Raw genomic sequence first — 24995 nt, 5'->3', positions numbered from 1 at the left:
TCCGCGACGCGCGGTGTCGGTTGCCCGAACTTCGACGGTAACCGACGCCGCCCGGTGCCCTCTCGCACAGCCGCGCCCGCATGGTGCGGTGCGGTCCGGGGCACTCCCTTGTACGGGGAGTACTGTCCTCGGTCCGTGCGGGTCAACGCTCTGGCGTAACCCCGTCGGCAGTCGCAGAATAAACGCAATGCTCGAGTACGAATACCAAGAACTCCGCTTCCCACGCGGCACCTCGCGCAGCGCGGCCCGTCAGGCTCTGACCGAGCACGCCGAGTACGGCAGGTGGGAGCTTGCCCGGGTGCGTGTCTACATGGACGGCAGCCGCCGTGTCACCCTACGACGCCGGATCATCCGACAACCCCGACTGATGTGATTTAGGACACAAAATCTGGTGCGGGTGTCGCGCCTCGGCGCGGTCCCCGCCGCCGCGGCCCCGTCCCCCGGACCAGGGCGCCCCCTCGGCCGGAGGACGGGGCCGCGCACGGGTGCGGTCTGCCGCCCGGCAGTCGCCGGAGCCCGCGGTCGGCTCACCCCGTCACCGGAACAGGTTCGGGCGGTCGCTGCGGCCCAGGCCGTAGCCGACGTAGATCGCCACGCCGCCCAGCAGCACCGTGGCGACCCCGGCGCTGAGCAGCGGGGCGTCCTTCGTCCCGGTGGCCGTGAGCGCGTAGGTGGACGCCCCGGGCAGGTCGAGGGGCGCGGACTGCTCCGGAATCCGCGGCAGCCCGCGGAGGGTCGGCACGGGGGCGGTCTCGGGGAGCGCCGGAGGGGCGTCCTCCTTCTTCGGGAGCACGCTCTCGGCGCGCACCGGCCACGGCGCCCCGGCGGCCGGGGCCGGCTGCTCGGCCTGCGCGTCCTGGTCCGGCTCCGCCGCGGCCTCCTCCGCCGTGTCGGGCTGTTCGGCGGGCCCCTCCCCCGCGGCCTCCGCGACGCCCCCGAGGAGACAGTCCTCCCCGGCCTGACACCGGTCGGGTTCCTCCACCCGATCGCCGGGAGGAAGGAGCAGCACCTCGTCGGCGCCCTCCGCTGCGGGGCTGTCGGAGCAGTCCGCCAGTTGCCGCAGGAGCGCGAGGGAGTCGCCGCAGACCCGGATCGGAACGTCGACCACGGGCCCCCACTCCCTGTCGTCCGCCGCCGGGCCGCGGCCGTCGGCGGCCGTGTCGGCGTGCGCCGCGGGGCTGACCGCGAAGAGGCCCGCGGTGACGAGAGCGGCGAAGGTCGTGTTCCGCACGGGTGCGTGCATGGTGGTACTCCCTGAGCAGTGGTTGGTCTGACGGACACGGCGGGAGCGGCTCCTGGACGGGCGCCGTACTCCCGCGTGCCGCGCGGCCGGAGACGGCCGGACGCGGCCCTGTGCCGACTAGTCGGGCGTGGACGGCGGAGCGCCGGCCACGCCGCCCGCCCGCGCCGCCGGTTCCGGCGGCTCGATCCGCCGGGTCGGGCAGTCGGCCGCTGTCGGTCGGGCCGGGGGAGACTGGGGACCCGTCCGGACGGGGTCGTCGGGATCGTGGTGCGACGCCCGCGGGGACGGGGAGACGGAGGGGCGGGAGCCGGCGCACCCGGGCGGCGCCGGAACCGAGGTCCCGCGGGGAGAGGAGCCGGGGGCGGCGCGCCTGTCGCCGACCGCCCCGGCTCCGGTCGGCGCTCCGTCCTCTGGGTGCGGGCCGCCGCTCTCCCCGACGGGTGCGGCCCTCTCCGCCGGCAGCGGAGCACCGACCGGGGAAGCGGAAGCACCGCCGCCCCGGAGGGGAGCGGCGGTGGGCGCGGTGGTCTCGGCACCCTCCCCGGGCGCCGCGGCCACTGTCTCCAGCTCGCTGGGGAAGGCGTCGTCGGCGGTCGCCTCGCCGACTCCGGTTCCCGGACGTCCGGCGGCGGTGCGGCCGCCGCGGGCCGGGACACGAGCGAGAGTGTGCGGGACGGAGCGCCAGGGCACGCGGCCGGGAGCCTCCCGCCGTCCGCGACCCGAACGCACCATGGACAACCCCTCAGTGACGATGGCTGGGCAGGACCGATCCCACCGCTGACACGGAGAGAAACCCTCTCCGAACGCAAAGTAAAAGTAGCACTGAGTAAGGGAGTGGTCTCGCCGTGCAGTCAGGCGTGTCCGTCCCGTTCGCCCCCGGGACCGCGCGGGCCGCGGTCCCGGGCGGGCGCTCAGGCCAGGTCGAGGAAGCGGTCCAGGACGCGCACGCCGAAGCGCAGCGCGTCCACGGGCACGCGCTCGTCCACACCGTGGAACATGCCCACGAAGTCCAGGTCGGCGGGCAGCCGCAGCGGCACGAACCCGAAGTTGCGGATGCCCAGTCTGACGAACGCCTTGGCGTCGGTGCCCCCGGACATGCAGTACGGCACGGCCCGCGCCTGCGGGTCCTCGGCCCGCAGCGCCTCGGACATCGCGGTGACGATCCCGCCGGCGAACTCGGTCTCCACGGCGGGCAGGTAGCTGATGAACTCGCGGCTGACCTTCGGCCCCAGCAGCCGGTCGACCTCGGCGAAGAACTCCTCCTCCAGCCCGGGCAGGAAGCGGCCGTCCACCTGCGCGGTGGCCTCGCCGGGGATGACGTTGGCCTTGTAGCCGCCCGCCAGGACCGTGGGGTTGACCGAGTTGCGCAGGGTCGCGCCGACCATCCTGGCGACCGGGCCCAACTGGGCCACGGTGGCCTCCACGTCGTCCTCCTGGAACTTCACGCCGAGCACCTCGCAGACCTCCTTCAGGAAGCCGCGCGCCGCCGGGGTGAGGCGGATCGGGAACTGGTGCCGGCCGAGCCGGGCGACGGCCTCGGCCAGCTCGGTGACCGCGTTGTCGTCGTTGACCATCGACCCGTGGCCCGCGGTGCCGCGCGCGGTGAGCCGCATCCACGCCAGGCCCTTCTCCGCGGTCTCGACGAGGTACAGCCGCCGGTCCCCGACCGTGACGCTGAACCCGCCGACCTCGCTGATCGCCTCGGTGCAGTCGGCGAACAGCTCGGGGTGCCGGTCGACCAGCCAGTGCGCGCCGTAGGCGCCCCCGGCCTCCTCGTCGGCGAGGAACGCCAGCACGACGTCGCGCGGGGGCCTGCGCCCCTCCCGCAGCCGCTGCCGCACCACCGCCAGCACCATCGCGTCCATGTCCTTCATGTCGACCGCACCGCGGCCCCACACGCACCCGTCGGCGACCTCGCCGGAGAACGGGTGGTGGGTCCAGTCGGCGGCGTCGGCGGGGACGACGTCGAGGTGCCCCTGGATCAGCAGCGGCGGCCGGGACGGGTCGGTGCCCTCGATCCGCGCCACCAGGCTGCTGCGCCCCGGGTGCGACTCGTAGATCGTGGCCTCCAGGCCGACCTCGTCGAGCTTGGCGGCGACGTACTCGGCGGCCGCCCGCTCCCCCGGGCCCGAATGGTCCCCGTAGTTGGACGTGTCGATCGCGATGAGCTCCCGGCACAGGTCCACCACTTCGGCCTCGGCCGTGCTCGTCCCCCTCTGGTCCGCCATGAGTCACACCCCGTTCCTCTCCGTTGTCGGGTCTTCCCCACCATGGTCCCGTCTCCGGACGCCCGCGGCTCCTTCTGCCGCGTGCCGGGCGTGGAACCAGCGGGTGGACGACGGGTCCGAGTAATTGGCGTACGGGTCACGCCAGAGTTTTGCTATGGTTGTCCTTGTCCGGCGGCAAGCCGCCGAGAGCACCCTGTCCGGGTGGCGGAATAGGTAGACGCGCTAGCTTGAGGTGCTAGTGCCCGTTAAGGGCATGGGGGTTCAAGTCCCCCCTCGGACACCACTGAAGGCCCTGTCCGCAGGGCCTTTTTTCATGCCCGGCGACGACGGGGCCGCCGCACCGGTCGGAGCGGCGGCCCCTGAGCCGTCTCAGACGGTGGTCAGTTCACCGGTCAGGAGCAGACGTTGCCGTTGAGGGTGAACTGGTTGGGAGCGGAGGCGTTGCCGCTCTTGTTGGCGACGAAGCCGAGCTCGGCTCTCTGGCCGGGCTGGATGGTCGGGTTCCAGGACGGCGCCTTGACGGTGATCTGGGAGCCGCTCTGGGTCCAGTCGCCGTTCCAGCCGTTGCTGATGGTGACGTTGGGCAGGCTGAACTGGAGGGTCCAGTTGTTGATCGGCGAGGAGCCGGTGTTCCTGATGTAGATGGCGCCCTGGAAGCCGTTGCCCCAGTCGTTGACCACGGTGTAGTCCACGTCGCAGGGACCGCTCGGACCGCCCGGGTTGTTTCCGGGGTCACCGGGGTTGTTGCCCGGGTCGCCGGGGTTGTTTCCGGGGTCGCCCGGGTTGTTGCCCGGGTCGCCGGGGTTGTTTCCGGGGTCACCCGGGTTGTTGCCCGGGTCGGAGCCGCTGGAGCCGTCGGGCAGGGTGAAGGTCCAGCCCTGGGCCTTCCACTGCGGGATGATCTGGTTGACGGCCTGGACGGTCTGGCTGCGGTCGCCGCCGCCGTCGTGCATCAGGATCACCGCGCCGGGCGTGCGCCTCTGGTTGAGGCGCTGGACGAGTTCGAAGGTGCCGGGCGGCTCCCAGTCGCCGATGTCCATGGCCCAGCCCAGCGGCTGCATGCCCAGCTCGGCCGCGACCTGGGGGCTCTGGCCCCAGGAGCCGTAGGGTGCCCGGAAGTAGGGGATCTGGGCGCCCGGAACCGCCTGGCGGATCGCGGCGTTGGTCTCCTGGAGGTCAGCGCGGATCTGGTTGGCCGACCAGTTCCCCATGTCGCTGTGGCGCATGGAGTGGTTGCACAGGGTGTGGCCCTGCTGCACGATCTGCCGGACGAGGTCGGGGTACTGGCGCACGTGCTCGCCCCACAGGCAGAACACCGCCTTGACCTGGTGCTGGCGCAGCACCTGGAGCAGGGCCGGGGTGTCCTGCGGGTTGGGGCCGTCGTCGAAGGTCAGGGCCACGGTCTGGCCGCCCTGCGGGGTCCTGGTGACGATGTCGGCGGTGGCGGCCTGCGCCGGGGCAGCGGCGCCGAACGCGAGTCCTGCCGCGCACAGGACGGCGAGGAGGCGGCTCCGTAGTCGAGAGCCTCGGGGGAAAGCAGCCACGGGGTCTCCTTCTGAACGCCATGAAAGTTCCGGAAAGTTCCGGAACACAAGGGAAACCTAAAAAGCATCATGCCCCCTTGTCAATCATCGTTCACTTAATGTAAGTGTCGCACACTTCGTCACGCGTCGGACATGTCTAGTTACCGCGTGTCGCCCAACTCTGTCCGCGGCGCCAGCCGCTCACGTCAGCAGGTGTCCGCGCGCCGAGCTGGTCCTTTGCCCCTCCCAGCCCGCCCGCCCAGGCGGCTCCGGCCGCCGGGCCGTCGAGCGGCGGCACAGCGGGCGGCCCGGCGGAGGGCGCCGCGCCCCGGCGCACCCGTGCCCCGCCGCGGCCGCAGCACGGGGCCGAAAATTTTCGAAAAAACACCAGGGGCCCCGAAGGGGCCCCTGCCTACTGCGATCCCGAAAGATCACGCAGAGTGACGTCAGTCTCCGGCTGCGGCGGGGGGCGGAGCGGTGCTGTCCCGCACGATGAGCTCGGTGGCCAGCTCCACCCGGGGGCTCTCGATCTCCTCGTTGTCCCTGAGGCGGCGCAGGGTGCGCACCGCGAGCCTGCCCATGTCGTCCAGCGGCTGGCGCACCGTCGTCAGCGGCGGGGAGGACCAGCGCGCCTGCGGCAGGTCGTCGAAGCCGACCACGCTGACGTCGTCGGGAATCCGCAGGCCGCGCTGGCGCAGGGCCTCGTAGACGCCGAGGGCCATCTGGTCGCTGGCCGCGAACACCGCGGTCGGCGGCTCGGCCAGGCCGAACAACTGCTCGCCCGCGCGGAAGCCGGACTCGTAGTCGAAGTTGCCGGGGACGACCAGGTCGGGGTCGAGGTCGAGCCCGGCGGTCTCCAGCCCGGCCCGGTAGCCGTCCAGGCGGGCGCGGCTGCACCACAGCTCGGGACGTCCGGTCACGAAGCCGATGCGCCGGTGCCCGAGGTCGATCAGGTGGCTGGTCGCGCTGAGCCCGCCGGCCCAGTTGGTGCAGCCGACCGTGGGCACGGCCAGGTCGGGCAGGCCGACCGGGTCGATGACGACGACGGGGATGTGCAGCTCCTCCAGCTCGCTGCGCAGGTCGGAGCCGAGGCCGGTGGTGACCAGGACGGCGCCGTCGCTGGCGCGGGAGCGGACGTTGGCCAGCCACTGCCGGGTCGAACTCGCCCTGCGGTGGACGGCCGACACCGCGACGCTGCTGCCCATGTCGTGGGCGGCGTCCTCGACACCGCGGATGATCTCGACCGCCCACGGGCTGTCCAGGTCGTTGAAGACCAGGTCGATCAGGCCCACCCGCTCGCCTGCGGCCCGGCTGCCGCGGCGGCGGTAGCCCCTGGCGCGCAGCAGGTTCTCGATGCGTTCCCGGGTCTCCGGAGCCACGTCGCCCCGCCCGTTGAGGACACGCGAGACCGTCGGGGCGGACACGCCTGCTTCCGCCGCGATGGCGGAGATGGTCACGGATCGGCTCGGCGTCTGGGCCACGCATCCTCCTTCTCCACGGTGTCTCCCCAAGGGTACGAGCACGGAAGGTGAGGATGCCCCCTGTTCGGCGGGCCGGGTATTGACGACCTGCCCGGTTGGCACCTAGTGTCCTTCGTCACATGTTCCGGAATTTTTCGGAAGAACAACGATCGACTGCCACTGGGAGCCCCTGGATGAAACCCGTCCGTCTTGTCACCGCCGCACTTGCCGCGGCGGCCCTGTCCCTCCCGATGGCGGCTGCCCCCGCTGTCGCGAAGCCCGGGCACGACCACGCCCCGCCGCCCCACGCCGGCCCCAAGGCCGACAAGCTGCGCTGGGCCGCCCCTGAGGGGTTCTTCGTCGGCAGCGCCGTCGCAGGCGGCGGCCACCACCTGGAGCAGGACTACCCCGACCCGTTCTCCTCGGACCACAAGTACCGGAAGATCCTCGGGGAGCAGTTCAGCTCGGTCTCCCCCGAGAACCAGATGAAGTGGGAGTTCATCCACCCCGAGCCGGACCGCTACAACTTCGCGGACGCCGACGCCATCGTCGACTTCGCCGAGCGCAACGGCCAGGTCGTGCGGGGGCACACGCTGCTGTGGCACAGCCAGAACCCGGCCTGGCTGGAGGAGGGCGACTACTCCGCGGAGGAGCTGCGCGAGATCCTGCACGACCACATCACGACCGTCGTCGGCCGCTACGCCGGGCGGATCCAGCAGTGGGACGTGGCCAACGAGATCTTCGACGAGCAGGGCAACCTGCGCACCCAGGAGAACATCTGGCTGCGCGAGCTCGGCCCGGAGATCATCGCCGACGCCTTCCGCTGGGCGCACGAGGCCGACCCCGAGGCGGAGCTGTTCTTCAACGACTACAACGTGGAGGGCATCAACCCCAAGAGCAACGCCTACTACCAGCTCATCCAGGACCTGCTCGACCAGGGCGTCCCGGTGCACGGGTTCTCCACGCAGGGGCACCTGAGCACCCGGTACGGCTTCCCCGGCGACCTGGAGGAGAACCTGCGGCGCTTCGACGAGCTCGGTCTGGCCACGGCCATCACCGAACTGGACGTCCGCATGGACCTCCCGGAGAGCGGCATCCCGACCGACGAGCAGTTGGAGCAGCAGGCCGACTACTACCAGCAGGCGCTGGAGGCGTGCCTGGCCGTGGAGGGCTGCGACTCCTTCACGGTCTGGGGCTTCACCGACAAGTACTCCTGGGTTCCGGTGTTCTTCTCCGGTGAGGGCTCGGCGACGATCATGACCGAGGACTTCGTCCCCAAGCCCGCCTTCTACGCCCTGCAAGCCACCCTGAAGGAGGCGCGGGGCGACACGGGTCCCGGCCACGGTCCGGGCCACGGACCTGGCCACGGACCTGGCCACGGTCCGGGTCACGGTCCCGGCCAGGGGCCCGGCCAGGGTCCGGGTCACGGTCCCGGCCACGGACCGGGCCACGGACCTGGCCGACACTGATCCGATCTGCGGAGGAGCCCTCCGCACCTCTCCTCGTGGAGCCCGGACAGGGTGTTCCGGGCTCCACTTTTCTGTATTTTTCTCCGGTGACGCGAGCGAAATGACCGGTTGGGGACTATCGGCCCCCGTGCGCCCGCATTACTCCTCTGGACGATTTCCATAAAAAGTGTGATATTTGCTACTCGATAGCTTCCCCACTTTCCTTGGGAGCGCTCCCAAAGAAGGAGGACCCGTTATTCCCAGGAACCGGCCTCCCTGACCCGAGACGCCCACCGCAGTACCCGTTCCCACGACGAAGAACGACTTCCCGGAAAGGTCCATGGGACTGGAATTCGGTCTCCTCGGTCCGACACAGGTTCTCCACGACGGGGCCGAGATCTGCATCGGCCCCCTCAAACAACGCACCCTGCTGACCGCCCTCCTCCTCCAGCCCAACCGGGTGGTTCCCCTCGACCGCCTGGCCTCCGCCCTGTGGGACGACACTCCGCCCCCCTCCGCAACGGCCAACCTGCGCACCTATGTGAACCGGCTCCGCAAGCGCCTGCACTGCTTCCCCGGCCCGGAACGCATCGTCGCCCGCCGCCCCGGCTACCTGATCCGCGTCGCCCCCGAGGAACTCGACACCCACGCCTTCACCGAGCAGCAGCGGCGCGGCCGCGAGGCCCTCCGCAACGGCGACGCCGCGACGGCCGAGGCCGCGCTGACCGCGGGCCTGGCGCTGTGGCGGGGCTCCGCCGCCGAAGAGATCCCCCGCACCCCGGAACTCGCCCCCCGCCTGGAAGCCCTCGACGAGCAGCGCTACAGCGCCGTCGAGGACCTCATGCGCGCCCGCCTCATGCTCGGCTGCGACGCCGACCTCATCGGCGACCTGCGCCGCCTGGTGGCCGAGAGCCCCGTACGGGAGAGCATGTGGGGCCTGCTGATGCTGGCGCTGTACCGCGCCGGCTCCCCGGCCGCGGCCCTGGAGACCTACCAGGCCGCCCGCCGCGCCCTGCGCGAGCACCTCGGCATCGAACCCGGCGCCGAACTGGTCCGGTTGCAGCGCGACATCCTGAACCGGGACCCCCGCCTGCTGGAGTCCTGGCCGCAGAGCGCCCGGCTCCCGGCAGGCCGCACCGCCCCCCGGATGCTCCCGGCCGAACCCGCCAGGTTCGTCGGCAGGGTCGCCGAACTGCACCTTCTGGAAGAGGCGCTGCGCCCCTGCGCCGTCCCCGGCACACGCCCCCGCGTCGTCGCCGTCCACGGCCCCGGCGGCAGCGGCAAGTCGGCCCTGGCCCTCAAGGCCGCCGCCGCGCTCGCCGAGCACTACCCGGACGGGCAGCTCTACATCGACCTCGGCGGCGGCACCGGCGGCAGCCCGCGCAGCCCCGCCGACGCCCTGGGCCGTCTGCTGCGCGGACTCGGCATGGCCACCGACGAGATCTCCGCCGACGCCGAGGAGCGCGCCTACCGGTTCCGGGAGCTCACCGAAGGCCGCCGCCTGCTGGTCGTGCTGGACAACGCCGTGGACGAGGCGCAGATCCGGCCGTTGCTCCCGCCCTGGCCGGAGGTCGCGGTGCTGATCACCAGCCGGGTGCGGGGCAGCGCGCTGGACGGCGTGCGGCACGTGGCCCTCGGCCCGCTGCCGCCGGACGAGGCGGTGGAGCTGCTGGCCTCCTGCTGCGGCCCCGAACGGGTCCGCGCCGAGCCGCAGGCCGCGGAGTGGATCGCGCGGCTGTGCGACTACCAGCCGCTACCGCTGTGGATCGCGGGCACCCGGCTGTTCACCCGCCGCGAGTGGTCGCTGACCGCCTTCGCCCGGCTGCTGTGCGACGAGCGGCACCGGCTGGACACCCTGCGCTGCGGGGACCGCTCGGTGCGCTCCAGCATCGAGGCCGACTACCTGCCCCTGCGCGACAGCGACAACCCCACCGACCGGCGGGCCGCAGCACTGTTCCGCAGGCTCGGCCTGGTCCGGGCCGGGGAGTTCCGCGCGGAGACGGCGTCGGTGCTGCTGGACTGCGACGCCACCGCCGCGACCGCCGCGCTGGGCCGCCTGGCCGACATCCGGCTGATCGACCCGATCGGCGCCGACCGCTACCGGCTCTCCGGCCTGCTCCGCGTCTACGCGGCGGAACAGGCCGAGGCGTCCGAGAGCCTGGAGACCAGGCTGTGCCTGCTGCGGCGCGTGCGCCCCCTCAGGGAGCGCGGCGGCCCGGATCACACCTTCGTCCCGCTCGGGTCGACGGCCGGGGGACGGGAGCCGAGCCTGCGCAGCACCACCCCGAGGATCCGGTCGGCCGGGATGTAGCCCCACGCCCGGGAGTCGGTGCTGTGTGCGGGGTTGTCCCCGAGCACCAGCAGGCTGCCGGGCGGCACGGGGGCGTCCGGACGCACCCCGGGCGCGGCGGCACACGACGCGGGCACCGGGTCGCCCGGCAGTGCGGCGACCCGCTTGATCACCCACCGCCGCTCGGACGTCCGCCGCCCCTCCCCCGGGTGGTCCCACCTGCCCGGCAGGTACGGCGGCGCGAACACGACCACGTCGCCGCAGCGCAGCCGCTCCAGGCCACGCCTGCGCACCAGGACGCGGTCGCCCTGGCGGAGCGTCGGCGCCATGCTCTGCCCGAAGACCTCCACCACGACCAGGGTCCGCCGCAGCCCTGTCACGGCCGCCGCAGCCGCCAGGACCACCGCGGCCGTGACGGCGGCTGCGGTCACGGAGCCTCTCCCAGGCCCGGCAGTGCCGCGGCCTCCTGGTAGCCGCGCGCCTGCATGCCGAACAGGCGGGCGTAGACGCCGTCGGCGGCCATCAGCTCCGCGTGGTCGCCGCTCTCCACCACCCGGCCCTCCTCCAGCACCACGATCCGGTCGGCGTCGCGCACCGCGCCCAGCCGGTGGGAGATGAGCAGGCTGGTGCGCCCCCTGCGGTGCTCGCGCAGGCCGGTGTGGATCTCGTACTCGGCCTCGGCGTCCAGCCCCGAGCTGGGCTCGTCCAGGATCAGCAGGTCGCGCTCGCCGCGCAGGTAGGCGCGGGCCAGCGCGACACGCTGCCACTGCCCGCCGGAGAGCGGCACCCCGCTCTCCGCGTCCTGGTCGCCGTCGAAGAACATCCGGGTCAGCAGGGTGTCGTAGCCGCGGGGCAGCCCGGCCACGATCGCGTGCGCCCCGGCCCGTTCGGCGGCGGCGCGGACGGCCGCGTCGTCGCCGGCGCGCAGCCGCGCCACGTCGCCCAGGCCGATGTTCTCCCTGGCGGTCAGGTCGTACTCCATGTAGTCCTGGAACACCGCGCCGATCCGGCGGCGCAGCTCCGCGGGGTCCATCTCGCGCAGGTCCACGCCGTCCCACAGGACGGCCCCGCGCTCCGGGTCGTACATCCGGCACAGCAGCTTCACCAGCGTGCTCTTGCCCGCGCCGTTGCGGCCGACCAGGGCCACCGACCGGCCGTGCGGGATGACCAGGTCGACCCCGCGCAGCGTCCACGGGTGCTCCGGCGAGTAGCGGAACCACACGTCGCGGAACTCGATGCCGCGGCGCAGCGGGGGCACCGGCCGCGGCCGGGCCGCCACCGGCAGGTCCGGCTCGCTGCCGACGACCTGGAGGTAGTGGTCGAACATGAGAAGCTGCTGGTGGGCCAGGCTGACCTCGCGGACGAGCTGCACCAGGGCGCTCTGCACCCCGGTGACCGCCCCCACGAACAGCGAGATGTCGCCGACCGTCAGTCGCCCCTCGGCGGCGGCGAGCACCACCCACACCAGTCCGGCCCCCGCCACCGCGGCGGAGAACAGCCCCAGGCCGCTCTGCACGGCCAGTTGCCGCCGGTCCATCCGGCGGTGTTCGGCGTTGGCGGTGCGCCGCTCCCGGGTCATCCGCTCCCGCAGGTAGGCGGAGATGCCGAACAGCCGCAGCTCCTTGGCCGCGCGGACGTCGGCGAGCAGCTCGCGGAAGAAGATCTCGCGGCGCTCCACCGGGCCGATCCGCCACATCAGGGCGGCGCGCCTGCGGGAGAGCCGGAGCTCGGCGATGAGCACGGGCACCGCGGACAGCAGCACGGCCAGGGCCATCCACGGGCTGACCACCACGAGGGAGCCGAGGTAGCCGAGGACGGTCACGGTGCCGCTGCCCAGGGTGAAGACCCCGGCCACCACCATGGCGGGGGTCTGGCCGCCGGACTGCTGGGCCAGGCGCAGCCGGTCGAGGAAGGCGGGGTTCTCGAACCGGGCGAGGCCGACGAAGCGCTCGACGGCAGCGAACAGCTCGTCCTGGGAGAGCAGGCCGACCCGGCGCTGGATCTCGGAGTTGAGGTACTGGGCCGCGGCCGGGAGCAGGAGGGTGGCGGCCCCGGCCAGGGCGAGGCCGCCGCCGAGCAGGAGCAGTCCGCCCGTGTCGGAGCCGGGGGCTGCGATCTCGTCGAGCACCAGCTTGGTCAGCCAGGTGGCCGTCACCGGGGCGACCGCCTGGAGCAGGGTGGTCGCCGCGAGGCCGAGCAGCAGGTACCAGCCCGCGCGCCAGGCGAGGACGAGGGCCGCGGCCACCCCCCTCAGAGTGGTTCTGACTCCTCCGGTGACCGCGGCGGTCGGATCAGCCCGCAACGGGCACGCCCAGGTCGCTCGTCTGGTACCCGCTGGCGAGCACCTTGCCGTCGGCGGCCAGGCGGGCGAACGCGGGGAAGCCCTTGACTCCGAGGGCCTGGGCGACGGGGCCGCCGTGGTCCTCGACCGCCACCCGGGCGACCGGGGCGAGCCGGGCGAGCTGTTCGGCGGCCTCCTCCCGGCTGCCCACGACCACGGCCAGCACGTTGTCCCGGCCCCCGGGGAAGGAGCGGGCCCGGTCCACGAAGAGCGGGAGCTGTTCGGCGCAGGCCGAGCAGGTCGGGGAGAAGACCCCCACGAGCGTCTCGTCGGCCAGGGTGTCGCGGCTGACCTCGACTCCCTCCTCGGTCACGGCGGAGAACGGCCCCACCGTCTCCCCCGCGGGGAGCATGATCTGCTCGGGCGGGCCGATCCGGACCGCGTTCTGGATGAGTTCGGTGTGCTCCCGCAGGCGGCGGATCACCCCCACGGTGAGGGTGAGGTTCAGGACGCACAGCGCGCCGACCAGGATGACGGCGACGGTCAGCAGGGCGTTCACGGGGCGGTCGGCCTCCTCGGGATCGTGGGTGTGAACAGGTCGAGCAGGTCGTCGAAGAGCAGGACGGGCAGCGCGAGGATCCCGGCCGTGCCGACGGCCGCCACCGCGCCGACCAGGGCGGGCTGGGCGGAGGGGGCGGCCAGGGCCAGCACGAGTCCGGTGGCTGCCGCGGTCAGCAGCAGCAGGTTGCGGACGACGTGCGCGGGACGCAGCGCCTGGTCGGTGGCGCCGAAGCAGTGGCAGGCGACGCGGTCGCCGCGGCGCAGCACCGCGACGATGGCGGCGGTGAAGGCGGCGAGCAGGGCCGCGGCGAGCGCGAACCCGACGGCGGCGGTCCGGGGCGCGAGCAGCAGCGGCGGTATCGCGACCTCGCAGCCGACGACCACGGCGGCGAGCCGGTGGGCGCCGGTGGTGGCGCCGGAGCCCTGGAGCGGCCTGATCAGCCACCCGGGGGCGAGCTGCCGCGCGGCGGAGGTGAACTCCTCGAAGGCCCGTCTGCTGCGCAGTTTGCCGAACGCGGAGACGGCGAACACGACGGCGAGCAGGACGCGGCAGGCGATGAGGGCGTACACCATCGTCGAGGGCTCCCGGTCCGGTCAGCGGCGGGCGGTCGCCCGTACTCCGGGCTGGGTCGGCGGTCGGTCGTCCGGCGCACCGCAGCGCTGGAGCATGGGGAACCTTTCGTGGGTCTGGGGAGGTGACGGGGAGGACGGCTGGGTCCTCTGTTCTGCGGTGGGGCCGGCTGCGGCGGAGCCGCGCAGGCCCCGCCGCAGCCGGTCAGGGGATCAGCAGGGGCGGTAGGGGGTGCAGTAGCCGTCGGGGACGCCGCTGCCGGTGCAGCAGTACCGGCGGATGCACGGGCTGCTGATCGAGGCGTACTCGTACCAGCAGATGACGGCCGACGCCTTGGCCTTGGGCACGACCAGCGACAGCAGCCGGTCGCCCAGCTCACCGAAACGCTCGAACATGTTGGTCTCCTCTCGTCTGCGGGCACGGAAGCGCGGTGCCGGGGTGTGGGGAAGGTACGCCCGACCCCGTTCCGTGCCCGCGGTGGGCTGGCCTGGTCCGGGCGCCCGGGAGGGGGGAGGTCTTCGGGCGCCCGCCCTTTCCGTATCGGCCTGCCGTCACCCTAGGTGGCGACCCGATAACCGGAATACACGGGCGATACACCACGGGAGAGGCCGCAGCGCCGGGGCCGCGGGCGTGCGGCGTCCGCGCTGCTGGGACCCGGGGTGCCGCGGGAGCCGCCGTGCCGGGGATTCCGACGCCCCGGCACGGATCACGGGCCCCGGGATTTTTTCGGCGAATTCAAAACGGTTACCGATTACGAAATCTCACAACGCAACCGAATCAGTAGCCCAAAAGGGTTTTCGTCTCGGATTCCGCATCATTCTGCACGGATTCGTGATACGCGGCAGACGCGTTCGCCCACCCCCGCCCCACCCGAAGGAGATTCGGTCCGTCACCGAGCGTGTCCGCCGTGCGCCCACCGTGGTCACGCGGAGGGTTTCTCAGTTTCGGTCAGACCGAAATCAGATGAAATGTCCCTCGATCTTCCGGGGCTCCCCGGACCGCCCGAGCCCATCGGTTCACCAGTTCACACGGGTTCGGACCCGTCCGGAAAGGTGCCGCACACCCCCTCGCCCCGGCACTCCGGTCGGTCCGGAAATCCGACAAACTCTTTGCCCCTAGGACAACGTCGCTATTCTTCGGACGAAAAACGCGAGCCATCCCGCCGAATTCTCGGTCTCCGGCCTGCCGGGGGCGAGAACCCTGCGTCCCGCACCGTTCTCGGCCCCGTCTTCCACGGACGACCCCTGTCCCAGGACGATCCGAAGGACGCAACGTGAAGCTCACCAGACGGCCCTCATCGGCTCCGGTCTCCGCCGCCCTCCTCGCCCTCCTGCTGCCGCTGACGGCCTGCGGCGGCGTCGGCGGCGACTGGGCGGCCCCCGTGGTCTCCCCCACCCCCGAGGAGAGGCCCGCCGAACGGGCGCTGTCCGGCTTCGTGCGGCTCGCCGAGAACTCCACGGAGAAGGCCGTCTTCCTCACCTTCCACAACGTGGACGACGGCACCCAGAAGCTCCTCGTCGACCTCACCGAGCTGACGGCCCGCTCCGAGAGCTACGTCTTCTTCCTGGACCCCTCCAAGTTCGCCTTCTCCGCCGACTTCCGGCACGCGGCCTACGAGACCTCGCAGGGGGAGATCCGGTTGGGCGAACTCGTCCCGAACACCCACGCCTACCAGGTGACGGCGACCCTGGCCCCGGAGGAAGAGGCGGCGGAGGACCTCAGCTACCTCCTGGGCGAGGAGGTGACGATCTCCTACCGGGCACCGCAGTTCTCCCCGGACGGCAGTGAACTGTGGTTCGAGGAGTACCTCGAGCCCGGCGAGGAGGAGTCCCGGGTGCTCGCGGTCCCCACCGACGACCCCCTGGGCGCCCCGCCCGAGGAGCGGGGCCTCGTCCCCCGCGAGGTGTGGCCCCTCCACCAGTACGAGGGCCTCACCCTGACCAAGGGCACCGAGAACGTCTACGTCCCCGAGGCCGCCTACGCCGTCACGCCCGACAACGAACTCCAGGTGCTGACCGAGCCCGTCGGCGGAGGCGGCCAGGACTTCCACTTCCTGACCGACGGCACGCGGGTCGCCTCCAAGGACTTCCTCCCCGACCCGTCGGGGCGCTTCGTCGGTCTGCTCCCCAAGAAGAACTGGGGGGTGCCCAGCACCAACCGCTCCACCCTGTGGATCTTCAATCTGGCCCCCGACGGCACCCCGTCCGACGACGAGGTGATCACCGACGCCTTCAGCGACAACATCCAGCGCCTGTGGGTGGACACCGACGGCAACCGCTACGTCGTGCAGTCCGGCGGCGCCTACCACGCCCTGCCGTTCGGTGCCCGCCGCGGCGAGCCCCAGGAGCTGTTCTCCACCTTCACCCCCAAGGGCCGACTCGCGGAGGCAGCCACCTCGACGGAGATCCTCGGCATCTTCCCCGCCCGGAACTGACCTTCCGGCTCCCCGCCCGCGGCCCCGGCCCGTTCCGTCCGGGGCCGCGGGGCTTTTCCGGAAGGGGCCCGCGCCACGGCGGCCCTCCCGCGGGAGCGGCGGCGTGCCCGTGGAACCCGCCGGTGCGGGCGAAGCGCGGAGTCCGGCCTTGCCGCCACGCAGGAGCTCCCCGCCGCGGCAAGGCCGAGCGGCCCCCGCACTGAGGACCCAGGTCCCTGGCCCGCCCGGAGCGGTTGCGGAACCATGACCGTCGACCTCGGCGGATGCCGTGCGCCGGGGGACCCGACGGTCCCGACAGCCACCCCGAATTTCTACGGCGATCACCGTATTTAAACTGGGGGCGTGGAGAACAACGACAGGACCGCGCACGGCTGCATCGACCCCGGCGTGCACCGGGTGTTCGCGGACCCCAGCCGCGTGGCCGTGCTGGAGACCCTCTGCTGCGCCTCCGCCCCGCTCACCGTCCAGGACATCGCCGCACGGGTCGGCCTGCACCCCAACACCGTGCGGGGCCACCTGGCGCTGCTCGCCGAACGCGGCTACGTCGCCAGCACCGCCGAGAGACGGGAACGCCCCGGCCGCCCCAGCCTGCTCTACTCCGCGACCAGGGCAGACGACGGCGACCTGCGCAACTACCGGCTCCTGGCGGAGACCCTGGTCTCCTACCTCGCCGAACTGGACACCGACCACGCCGCCGCCGCGATCGCCGCGGGCCGGAGCCACGGCCGCCGGGCGATCCGCGAGGTGGAGTCCGGCGAGCGGGTGGACGCCGCAACGGCGATCCGCGCGGTGACGGCGCTGCTGGACCGGGCCGGCTTCCGGCCCCGACGCAGCCGCGACGGCCTCGACCTGCACCGCTGCCCGTTCCGGGAGCTCGCCGAGTCCGCCCCCGAGATCGTCTGCGGCGTCCACCTGGGCATGATGCGCGGCGCGCTCGCCGAACTGGGGGCACCGGTGGAGGCGGTGCGGCTGCGGCCGTTCGCCGAGCCCGACCGCTGCGTCGCCGAACTGCGCACCGCCGGGGAGGGGAAGTGAGCCTCACCCGCTCCCGCGGCCGCGCAGGGCGGCTTCGCGGCGACGGTCCCGCAGCGGACTCCCCCTTCCCCGACCACGGCATGCGGCACGCCGAGAACGGCGCCCGCGGATTCCTCGAGATCACGGAGTGAACCGGTGCTGACGATCTGGACTGTGGTGCGTTTCCTGCACGTACTGGGTGCGGCGCTGTGGGTGGGCGGCCAGCTCACCGTGTCGCTGGTGGTGCTGCCGCTGGCCCGGCGCAGCCTCGACGACGAGCGGCGCGGGTCGCTGCTGACCGCGATCGGCCGCCGCTTCGGCATACTGACGGTCGCCCTCTTCCTGCCGGTGCAGATCGGCACCGGCGTCGCCCTGGCCTGGCGGCACGGCGTCACCTGGGAGTCGCTGCTGGTCCCCGGCTACGGCCAGATCCTGGCGGCCAAGCTGGCGATGTTCGCCGTGGTGATGCTGGCCGCCGCGCTGCACAGCGCGGCCAGCTCCCGCGGCTACCCGGTGTTCTCCCGGATCATGGCGGTCACCAGCCTGGTGGCCTCGGTGGGCGTGATCGCGCTCGCCGCCGCCCTCCCGGCGGCCTGACCCGGCCTCCGGAACCCTTCACCCGGAATTCCGAAAAACGCCCTTGGCCCCGGATGAATTCGATGCCAGAATCGGACGAGTGCAACTCGGCGGAAAAGCAGGAGTGAGCCATCCGTTTCCTCGTCCGATTCCGCGTGGGAATTCGCACGGCCCTGCTGGCCACGGTCGCGGTCCTCGGCCTTTCCGGTGATTTCGTCGGCACCCTCGGCGGGTCCGCCTGGTACCAGCGCAGCCTGATGATCGCCTGCGGCGCGCTGGTCTTCGCCCTCCACCTCGGCGTCGAGATGCTCAGCACCCGGGAGGACCGCCTCCTGCAGCGCCGCCTGGAGGACGCCAACGACGCCCTGGCGGACTCCCGGCGCGAGGCGGCACGGCTGCGCCGGGAGAAGGCGGACCTCCAGGAGGACATCCGCGCCCTGGAGATCCAACTGGAGGCCCGCAGACAGCAACTGGCCAGCGCAGACCGCGACTTCGACGCGCTCGGCTGGCTGGCCAGCGCCGAGGGGCGGGCCGCCCTGGACGGGCTGCGCGCCTTCTCCGAGAGGATCATGACCGGGCACGGCACGCGGGCCGCAGAAACCCGGGAGGAGGCCCCCGAACCGGAGCGCAGGCCCCTCGGCCGCGACCGCGTGCTGCTGCGGGTGGCCGCCCAGGCCGCCTCCGGCCTCCTCGCGGTGCTCCTGCTCGCCCTCCTCATCTACGGAATCGAGGTCTACCTGGACTGACCCGCCACCGCGGTTCCGGCTCCGGAAATCCCCGGAATCCGCAGGAGAACACCGGAACTCACCCCTGACCGGAAACGTCGAAAAGACAACCACGACCCGGGAGCAGAAAATGCGAGCAGGCGCCCGAGGAATCTCGGTTCTTTCCGTTTCCGCAGTTCTCCTCACCGCGACCTCCTGCGTCAATTCGGCGGAGACCGTCGACCTGGTGAGCTTCACCAACGCCCACGGCGCGGCCTGCACGGCGCTGGTGGTCATCGCCGCCTACGGATCCGAGTACATCGCCAGCGGCGACGAGACCGAGAGCAGCATCGACTGCGAGTTCCCCCCGGAGGGGAAGACACCCGTCCGCGAGGAGCGACAGGCGTTCCCCGACCCCGAACCGGACAGGAGGTGGGGCTGGACCGAGCTGATCACCCTCACCGACGCGCACGGCCGCGCCTGCACCCTCGTCGCCACCACCGTGGGCAGCGGGGCGGTCGACGAGAGCAGCATCGACTGCGACTACCCGCCGCCGGAGCGCCGCCCCGGACCGTCGGTGCGCGAGTCGCCCCCCGACCCCGACCCGGACTCCGACGACGACCGGATCCAACTGGTGGTGTTCACCGACGCCCACGGCCGGTCCTGCACCACCGCCACCTCCAAGGTGGGACCCACCGAGGAGATCGACCTGACCTGCGCCTACCCCGAGAGGGCGGAGGAGCCGGCGGACACGACGCCGCAGGAGACGCCCGCGCCCCGCTGACCCGGCACGGGACGGAGCGGGCCGACAGGCTCAGCCGACGGCCCGCTCCGGCTCCGCCGCGGCGGACGCCCCCGTCTCCCGGGCCCGGTACAGGGTCAGCGCGGTGACGTCGTCGCGGTAGTCCCCTCCGGTGAAGTCGCTGAGATCGGCGGCGAGCGTCTCGATGATCCGCTCCGGCGGGACGTCCTGCCAGGCGCGCAGCCGCTGGGACAGCGGGTAGAACTCCCCGTCGCGGTTGCGCGCCTCGGTGACGCCGTCGGTGCACAGCAGCAGGGCCGTGTCCGGGGGCAGGTCGAACTCCTCGACGGTGCGGGGCTCGGGGACGAGGGAGGCGAGGCCCAGCGGCGCGCCCGGGTCGGCCCTGGTGACCGGCCCGCTGTGGCCGGGCCCCACCAGGCGGGGCCGCACGTGCCCGCAGTTGACGACGTGCACCCGGTAGTTCCGGTCGATGTGGAGGATGACCGCGGTGACGAACCGCTCCGGCTCCTCGACCTCCCGGGCGTAGGAGTTGTACTGGATGACCGCGTCGTCCATGGCGTCCACCAGTTCCAGCAGGTCCGCCTTGCGGTAGGCGACGCTGCGGAAGGCCCCGAGGACGGAGAACGCGGCGCCGACGGCGGGCAGGCCCTTGCCCTGGACGTCGGCGACCAGCACCCGCAGCCCGTGCGGGGAGCGCACCACCTCGTAGATGTCGCCGCCGACCATCCGGTCCCCCTCGACCGGCCGGTAGCGGCCGTCCACGACCAGGCCGTCGATCCGCGCGGGCAGGGAGCGGAGGATGAGCCGTTGCAGTTCGGCGGCGGTCGACCGCAGGCGGCGCACCTCCTCCTCGCGGAAGTGCAGCCGGTACGCCTCCTGCTGGTGGCGGTTCCGGTACCAGCAGGCGGCGATGCTGAGCGCGCCGAACCCCGCGGTGACCACGAGCGAGTAGAAGTCGAACCCGGCGATCCCGCCGTGGTAGGTGAAGGCCGTGCCCGCCACGAGCAGCACCCACACCGAGATGGCCACGGTCTGTCTGACCGTCCCCACACCCGCCACGATCGCGGGCAGGAAGACGAGGAACGGGACCAGGCGCGGCAGCGGACCCACGAGGAAGGCACCGGCGAGCAGAAGCGAGACCAGCCAGGCCGCCCAGAACACGAAGGCGGCGAAGGAACGGGACCGCCGCTCCACCGGAGGGACGGCCGGTTCCAGGTCCACGGCTTCGTCAGCACCGGAGCTCCGCATCACGCCCTCCCCCTTCCCCCGGTGTGCCCTCCATGCGTGACCCGGTAACCGCCACACACCTGGGGAAACGGAGCCGGACGACGATCTTGCCGGGAGCGCCGCCCGTTCCGACGAAACGGTCGGGAAGAGACGGGCCGCCCGCGACAGCGGCCTGAGACGGCCGCACGGGCGGGGGCTGCCCCGACAGCCCCGCCTGCTTCGGCCGCGAGGCGCGGCAGGAGCAGAGGGACGGTGAAGTGCCTCCACCAGCCCTGGCCGGGCCGTGAGGTTGCGGCACCGCGTCGCCGTCTTCCATGACCCTGGGGGCAGAGCAAGCGTTTGTCCTGTCCCTGGGGCCATGATCGTCAAGGCCGTGCGGGTGGTCGTCCGTGGAGTCCGGCGGCAGGAGGGCTTCCGGTCGGTTCCGCGGTCCAGCAGGTATCTCGGGCAGCGGGCAGGACACGAGCGGTCAAGCCGGGAGCGCGGGACTGCGAGGGCGTTTCCCGACGGCTGGAAGTGCTTCCACAGGTTTTCCCGAGTGAAGGAAAACCGCCCGGGCCGCTGGTAAAGTCCCAGGTCGCCAAGGGTGCTCCCCGCGCACGCGGGGATGGTCCGAGAGGTGGATAGCGGGTGTATGGGCGAGGCCCCGGCTCAATCCCGGGGGCCTCGCTTGTGATCCTGTGGCTTACAGGGCGTTGGTGCGTACCGCGTCCAGGAACGCGGCCCATTCCCGGCCGGGGATGACCAGGTGGCCCAGGTGGGGGTTCTGGGAGTCACGCACCGCAGCAGCGGGCTTCCCGGGGATGTCGGCGACCTCGACACAGTTTTCCGTCCTCGCCCCGGAGTACGAGGACTTTCGGAAGCGCAGTGGCCGAGAGTCAGACTTGAGGGGCATGGCGGCCCTTTCACTGGCGGTCGATCAGGTCCTGGATCAGCGTCCGTGACTCCTCGACGGACAATGCGGACGCGCTGACATACTGGTACACCAGTTCCCATTCGCGTACCCGGTCGGGATCGTCCGTGAGTGCTTGTGTCACGGGGTTCTCCGTGTAGACGACCGTGGAGTCTCCGTCGAAGTCCAGCAGGGTGAAGCCTCCGCTGACGGCGGCGTGCGGTCCGACTTCGTCGGGCAGCACGCGTACGCGCAGGTCTCGGCGTTGCACGTCGATCAGATGCCGTAACTGGGCGGTGTCGGCTTTGCGGAGCGCGGCCACGTCGATGATCGCCCACAACTGGGGCGTGTCCGGCCCGGCCAGGATGCGCTGGCGCAGCATCCGGGCCTCCACTCGGCGGTTCACTTCTGCGTCGTCGTGGATTCCACCGGCCTGGATGACCGCGCGGGCGTAGTCGGGGGTCTGGAGCAGTCCGGGGATGACGGTCAGCTCCACTGTGCGAATCCGGGACGCGCCTGGTTCCAGCCCGGTGAGTGCTCCCCTGCCGAGTACGTCGTCGTAGGCTGCCCACCAGCCTCGCTGCCGTGCCTCGCGGGCCAGGCGCACGAGTTCGGCACGCTCGGCGAGGTCAGTGACGTCGTAGACGTCAAGTAGAAGTTCTACGTCTTCCACGCGCGGACGCAGCCACTCGTCCCGTTCCAGTCGGGTGATTTTGGAGGCTGACCAGCGGGTGCCTCCCAAAGCGTGGGCTCGTTCTACCACCGCGTCGGCAGTCATCCTTTTGGCCTCGCGGAGCTCTCGGAGGCGTTTGGACAGGCGGCGCTTGCTGAGCGTGGGCGACACTGCCACCGGGTCATCACCTCCCGTGTCGGGCTGAGGCGATCTTACGAGGGTGTCCGGTTTTTCCTTCATTTGGCGCATTACCAATCGATGCTTAGGTTCTTCTTCAAGAATTGGATAACTAGTTAAAAAATTAGTCTTGCATTTTTGATGGCAGTACGTGACCATGAGACTGCCTGATCAAGCCGTCCCCTGCTCAAGGGGGCGCTAGTGGAGGAGGAGCAGCATGCGCCTTCTGGTTCTGTTCCGCCTATTACTGCTGGCGGCCTTCCGCCCCGTGCCCGACTCCCCCGCACTCCGCAGGCGGCCCGTGGTGCACCGGCCGCGGCACGCCGCACCGCCGCCTCGGCAGGCGCGGACCCTGCCCCCGCGCATCCCGAGCTACACCGGGTTCGCCGCCTGCGCCCGTCGCCACTCGGCCCTGTGGGAGGTCACCTACACCCACGGGGTGCCTTGCCCGTATGTGGCGCGCAACCGGGTCACCGGAAGCACGGTGGCGGTGGACGACGTGGACCTGCTCGACCACATCCTGGCCACCTACGAACACCCCCACCCCGTGCGCGGCTACTACGGCCAGCACTTCCTCCCCCACGGCCACGGTTACGGGAACAGCCGAAACAGCAGCCGTCACGCCGACCACGACACCGCAGCCCGCCCCGCGGCACCGCAGCCGCACCCGCGAGGAGACCTTCTGGAGGGCGGCCGTGCGGCGGGGCAGCACACCGGCCGTCCTCAGGCCCGGTGGAACGGGGGCGGGTGGTGATGGCCGACTACACCCTCACTGCCGACCAGGTCGCGCTGCTGGCCGACGGCCGCACCCACCTGGATACCCTCGCCCAGCACCACGGCGATGAGCGCTTCCTGCTCCTCACCCACTGCGGAGCCCCCGGCCTCTACCAGCAGCAGACCGAAGACCGCTGGATCTACGCCGCCCCCGGACTACTCGGCCACAACGACAACACCAACGACAACCCCAAGGGCGATGCCGGGGAGGAGGCCCCGTGAGCGGCCGGTCCGAACAGGCGCGCATCTACCGCATCAGCGAAAACCGGGCCTGGCGAGGAAAGACCGAACTGTCCCCCGCCCAGATCCGCGCCCTGGCCCAGACCCTGGCCGCCATCGCCCGCACCCGCGAGGAAGACGCCCTGCGCAAGGCCTACCCGGTGGGCGCCCGGGTGCGGTTCGGGGACAACCTGCACACCGTGACCGGCTACACCGACTCCCCTGGCCTGCCGCCCATGCTCAAACTCTCCGGCAACACCATCACCCACCCCACCCACACCTGAACACAGACAACCGCACAGGCGAGAACAGACCACAGCCACACCCCGCGTACGCGGAGAGCACCAGAAGGGCGGCTACGGCTGGTTCGTGGAGCCGGGACCTCCCCGCGTGCGCGGAGAGCACGTTGGGTTTCAGCCCGGTGCGGTGCGCCAGTAGGGACCATCCCCACGTGCCTGGGGAGCACAACTCGAGCTGTTCGGCGGTCTCCGTCTCCGACGGACCATCCCCACGTGCGTGGGGAGCACGCCTGCCACGCCCGGATCTTGCGGCGCGCGGCCGGACCATCCCCACGTGCGTGGGGAGCACGGCCGGTCCGGGACCAGCGCGTGGGACCGCCCCGGACCATCCCCACGTGCGTGGGGAGCACGACCTCGCGGAGATGCAGCAGGTCTTGAGCTTCGGACCATCCCCACGTGCGTGGGGAGCACTGCATCCGGTCGTACAGCGGGTTGTACGGCGTCGGACCATCCCCACGTGCGTGGGGAGCACTGCGTGACCGGGTCGTGGGACCGATCAACACTCGGACCATCCCCACGTGCGTGGGGAGCACGCTCACGCCGGGGCTCTCTCGTCAGGATCCGTCCGGACCATCCCCACGTGCGTGGGGAGCACAGCTCGGACAGCCCGGGAACCTTATCCGCGACCGGACCATCCCCACGTGCGTGGGGAGCACACAGGTTTCCGCCAAGCTTGAGCCTCTTACTTCGGACCATCCCCACGTGCGTGGGGAGCACGCGGCGACCCGGTTCCACACCGGGCGCAGGCCCGGACCATCCCCACGTGCGTGGGGAGCACTCCTCCGGCGCGCCGGTCGCCCAGTCCACGAGCGGACCATCCCCACGTGCGTGGGGAGCACGAATGCAATGTAGCTGCTACGTTTACAAGCCCCGGACCATCCCCACGTGCGTGGGGAGCACAACCACGAAGGAGGCGCGCCGCTCGGGCGCGCCGGACCATCCCCACGTGCGTGGGGAGCACGCGCGCCAGTCCGGTCCCAGTACCTGCCTGGTCGGACCATCCCCACGTGCGTGGGGAGCACCGCACCCTGCGCGGCGGTGCGGCCCGCGTCAAGGGACCATCCCCACGTGCGTGGGGAGCACTGGTTCTAACGGCGGGGGACGCGCGCGGCGAGCGGACCATCCCCACGTGCGTGGGGAGCACCTCATCCGCCCAACCGGGCGGGGAAAGGGCGGAGGACCATCCCCACGTGCGTGGGGAGCACGTGTTCCACACAACCCGGCAGGCGTCACCGATCGGACCATCCCCACGTGCGTGGGGAGCACAACAGGAGCGGGGAACGGGGAACGGGGAACCGCGGACCATCCCCACGTGCGTGGGGAGCACAGGGCGAGCATCACCCGGGTCGGGGTCAAGGGCGGACCATCCCCACGTGCGTGGGGAGCACTCGTCCGCGAAAGGGCGGACCCTCATCCGCCCCGGACCATCCCCACGTGCGTGGGGAGCACTGGTGTCGCCGAGGATGGTGACGCCGTCCTGCGGACCATCCCCACGTGCGTGGGGAGCACGACCAGGGCGCGCGTGGCGGCCTACTACGCGACGGACCATCCCCACGTGCGTGGGGAGCACTGGTGTCGCCGAGGATGGTGACGCCGTCCTGCGGACCATCCCCACGTGCGTGGGGAGCACGACCAGGG

At 72.0% G+C, this 24995-nt stretch carries 24 protein-coding genes, 1 tRNA gene and 1 CRISPR repeat array; of the genes, 13 read left to right on the top strand and 12 right to left on the bottom strand.

Annotated features, from left to right (window positions below; translation table 11 throughout):
* The first annotated feature begins 187 nt into the window (after positions 1-187).
* The gene (locus tag AC529_RS11570; RefSeq protein ID WP_068756465.1) at positions 188-373 is read left to right on the top strand and encodes a DUF5703 family protein; all 186 of its coding nucleotides are present in this window, start codon (positions 188-190) and stop codon (positions 371-373) included.
* Positions 374-535: 162 nt separating this feature from the next.
* Here the strand turns inward: AC529_RS11570 and AC529_RS11565 are convergent, their stop codons facing one another.
* Together AC529_RS11565 and AC529_RS11560 are read right to left on the bottom strand one after the other, a co-directional pair.
* A complete protein-coding gene (locus AC529_RS11565; RefSeq protein WP_068756463.1) occupies positions 536-1243 on the bottom strand; it encodes a hypothetical protein in 708 nt (235 codons plus the stop codon).
* A gap of 911 nt (positions 1244-2154) precedes the next feature.
* Positions 2155-3471, bottom strand: coding sequence for a M20/M25/M40 family metallo-hydrolase (locus tag AC529_RS11560; RefSeq protein WP_068756461.1), 1317 nt, complete (start codon positions 3469-3471; stop codon positions 2155-2157).
* A 195-nt stretch (positions 3472-3666) separates the two neighbouring features.
* Between AC529_RS11560 and AC529_RS11555 the strand changes: the two genes are divergently transcribed.
* Positions 3667-3754 (top strand) — tRNA-Leu (locus AC529_RS11555).
* Positions 3755-3863: 109 nt separating this feature from the next.
* Here AC529_RS11555 and AC529_RS11550 read toward each other — a convergent pair.
* Together AC529_RS11550 and AC529_RS11545 are read right to left on the bottom strand one after the other, a co-directional pair.
* On the bottom strand, positions 3864-5015 hold the full coding sequence (locus AC529_RS11550; RefSeq protein WP_083948151.1) for a polysaccharide deacetylase family protein: 1152 nt from the start codon (positions 5013-5015) through the stop codon (positions 3864-3866).
* Between the two features lie 425 nt (positions 5016-5440).
* Positions 5441-6475: a LacI family DNA-binding transcriptional regulator gene (locus AC529_RS11545; protein WP_068756459.1), complete on the bottom strand. Its 1035-nt coding sequence runs from the start codon at positions 6473-6475 to the stop codon at positions 5441-5443.
* A gap of 173 nt (positions 6476-6648) precedes the next feature.
* Here AC529_RS11545 and AC529_RS11540 point away from each other — a divergent pair, with 173 nt between their 5' ends.
* Both AC529_RS11540 and AC529_RS11535 read left to right on the top strand, forming a co-directional pair.
* A complete protein-coding gene (locus tag AC529_RS11540) occupies positions 6649-7923 on the top strand; it encodes an endo-1,4-beta-xylanase (protein WP_083948149.1) in 1275 nt (424 codons plus the stop codon).
* A 319-nt stretch (positions 7924-8242) separates the two neighbouring features.
* Positions 8243-10213, top strand: a complete 1971-nt coding sequence (locus AC529_RS11535) for an AfsR/SARP family transcriptional regulator (RefSeq protein ID WP_068756458.1) — start codon at positions 8243-8245, stop codon at positions 10211-10213.
* Here the strand turns inward: AC529_RS11535 and AC529_RS11530 are convergent.
* The 5 genes from AC529_RS11530 to AC529_RS11510 form a co-directional block, all read right to left on the bottom strand.
* Positions 10123-10623 (bottom strand): S26 family signal peptidase, encoded by a 501-nt coding sequence (locus AC529_RS11530; protein ID WP_068756456.1) that lies wholly within the window; start codon positions 10621-10623, stop codon positions 10123-10125. The genes AC529_RS11535 and AC529_RS11530 overlap by 91 nt on opposite strands.
* Positions 10620-12437 (bottom strand): ABC transporter ATP-binding protein, encoded by a 1818-nt coding sequence (locus AC529_RS11525; RefSeq protein ID WP_232306707.1) that lies wholly within the window; start codon positions 12435-12437, stop codon positions 10620-10622. Before AC529_RS11525 ends, AC529_RS11530 begins: the two co-directional genes overlap by 4 nt.
* A 46-nt stretch (positions 12438-12483) precedes the next feature.
* The gene (locus tag AC529_RS11520; protein WP_068756454.1) at positions 12484-13032 is read right to left on the bottom strand and encodes a TlpA family protein disulfide reductase; all 549 of its coding nucleotides are present in this window, start codon (positions 13030-13032) and stop codon (positions 12484-12486) included.
* Positions 13029-13607: a MauE/DoxX family redox-associated membrane protein gene (locus AC529_RS11515; protein WP_068756452.1), complete on the bottom strand. Its 579-nt coding sequence runs from the start codon at positions 13605-13607 to the stop codon at positions 13029-13031. Before AC529_RS11515 ends, AC529_RS11520 begins: the two co-directional genes overlap by 4 nt.
* Positions 13608-13817: 210 nt before the next feature.
* On the bottom strand, positions 13818-14000 hold the full coding sequence (locus tag AC529_RS11510; RefSeq protein WP_068756450.1) for a hypothetical protein: 183 nt from the start codon (positions 13998-14000) through the stop codon (positions 13818-13820).
* Positions 14001-14878: 878 nt separating this feature from the next.
* Between AC529_RS11510 and AC529_RS11505 the strand changes: the two genes are divergently transcribed.
* From AC529_RS11505 to AC529_RS20510, 6 genes are all read left to right on the top strand, one after another.
* On the top strand, positions 14879-16039 hold the full coding sequence (locus tag AC529_RS11505) for a hypothetical protein (RefSeq protein ID WP_068756448.1): 1161 nt from the start codon (positions 14879-14881) through the stop codon (positions 16037-16039).
* A 342-nt stretch (positions 16040-16381) separates the two neighbouring features.
* Entirely contained in the window at positions 16382-17074 is a 693-nt protein-coding gene (locus tag AC529_RS11500; protein ID WP_232306706.1) for a helix-turn-helix transcriptional regulator, read from the top strand.
* Positions 17071-17205, top strand: coding sequence for a hypothetical protein (locus AC529_RS21175; RefSeq protein WP_269745541.1), 135 nt, complete (start codon positions 17071-17073; stop codon positions 17203-17205). The genes AC529_RS11500 and AC529_RS21175 overlap by 4 nt, the downstream gene beginning before the upstream one ends.
* 4 nt (positions 17206-17209) lie before the next feature.
* A complete protein-coding gene (locus AC529_RS11495) occupies positions 17210-17650 on the top strand; it encodes a hypothetical protein (protein WP_068756445.1) in 441 nt (146 codons plus the stop codon).
* 134 nt (positions 17651-17784) lie between these two features.
* A complete protein-coding gene (locus tag AC529_RS11490) occupies positions 17785-18375 on the top strand; it encodes a hypothetical protein (RefSeq protein WP_068756443.1) in 591 nt (196 codons plus the stop codon).
* Between the two features lie 205 nt (positions 18376-18580).
* On the top strand, positions 18581-19117 hold the full coding sequence (locus tag AC529_RS20510; RefSeq protein ID WP_068756441.1) for a hypothetical protein: 537 nt from the start codon (positions 18581-18583) through the stop codon (positions 19115-19117).
* A gap of 30 nt (positions 19118-19147) precedes the next feature.
* Here the strand turns inward: AC529_RS20510 and AC529_RS11480 are convergent, their stop codons facing one another.
* The 3 genes from AC529_RS11480 to AC529_RS11470 all read right to left on the bottom strand — a co-directional run bounded on the left by AC529_RS11480 (position 19148) and on the right by AC529_RS11470 (position 22128).
* The gene (locus AC529_RS11480) at positions 19148-20344 is read right to left on the bottom strand and encodes a PP2C family protein-serine/threonine phosphatase (RefSeq protein WP_068756439.1); all 1197 of its coding nucleotides are present in this window, start codon (positions 20342-20344) and stop codon (positions 19148-19150) included.
* A gap of 664 nt (positions 20345-21008) precedes the next feature.
* Positions 21009-21218, bottom strand: a complete 210-nt coding sequence (locus AC529_RS11475; protein ID WP_068756438.1) for a DUF397 domain-containing protein — start codon at positions 21216-21218, stop codon at positions 21009-21011.
* A 10-nt stretch (positions 21219-21228) separates the two neighbouring features.
* Complete coding sequence (locus AC529_RS11470; protein WP_332307060.1) at positions 21229-22128, bottom strand: helix-turn-helix domain-containing protein; 900 nt, start codon at positions 22126-22128, stop codon at positions 21229-21231.
* Positions 22129-22282: 154 nt separating this feature from the next.
* Here AC529_RS11470 and AC529_RS11465 point away from each other — a divergent pair, with 154 nt between their 5' ends.
* The 3 genes from AC529_RS11465 to AC529_RS11455 are packed head-to-tail and all read left to right on the top strand — an operon-like array spanning position 22283 to position 23342.
* Positions 22283-22819 (top strand): hypothetical protein, encoded by a 537-nt coding sequence (locus tag AC529_RS11465; RefSeq protein ID WP_198156396.1) that lies wholly within the window; start codon positions 22283-22285, stop codon positions 22817-22819.
* Positions 22819-23061 carry a hypothetical protein gene (locus AC529_RS11460; RefSeq protein WP_157080191.1) on the top strand — a complete coding sequence of 81 codons (243 nt, stop codon included), beginning with the start codon at positions 22819-22821 and terminating at the stop codon, positions 23059-23061. The genes AC529_RS11465 and AC529_RS11460 overlap by 1 nt, the downstream gene beginning before the upstream one ends.
* Positions 23058-23342 carry a hypothetical protein gene (locus AC529_RS11455; RefSeq protein WP_068756432.1) on the top strand — a complete coding sequence of 95 codons (285 nt, stop codon included), beginning with the start codon at positions 23058-23060 and terminating at the stop codon, positions 23340-23342. The genes AC529_RS11460 and AC529_RS11455 overlap by 4 nt, the downstream gene beginning before the upstream one ends.
* Before the next feature lie 153 nt (positions 23343-23495).
* Positions 23496-24987: direct repeats of the CRISPR family, unit length 29 nt; unit sequence CGGACCATCCCCACGTGCGTGGGGAGCAC.
* Between the last annotated feature and the right edge of the window lie 8 nt (positions 24988-24995).

The sequence above is a fragment of the Thermobifida cellulosilytica TB100 genome, from assembly GCF_001517975.1.
In the GTDB taxonomy this organism is placed as follows: Bacteria; Actinomycetota; Actinomycetes; order Streptosporangiales; family Streptosporangiaceae; genus Thermobifida; species Thermobifida cellulosilytica.
The sequence above is the reverse complement of the archived record's forward strand: the minus strand, read 5'-3'. Positions and strand labels throughout refer to the sequence as shown.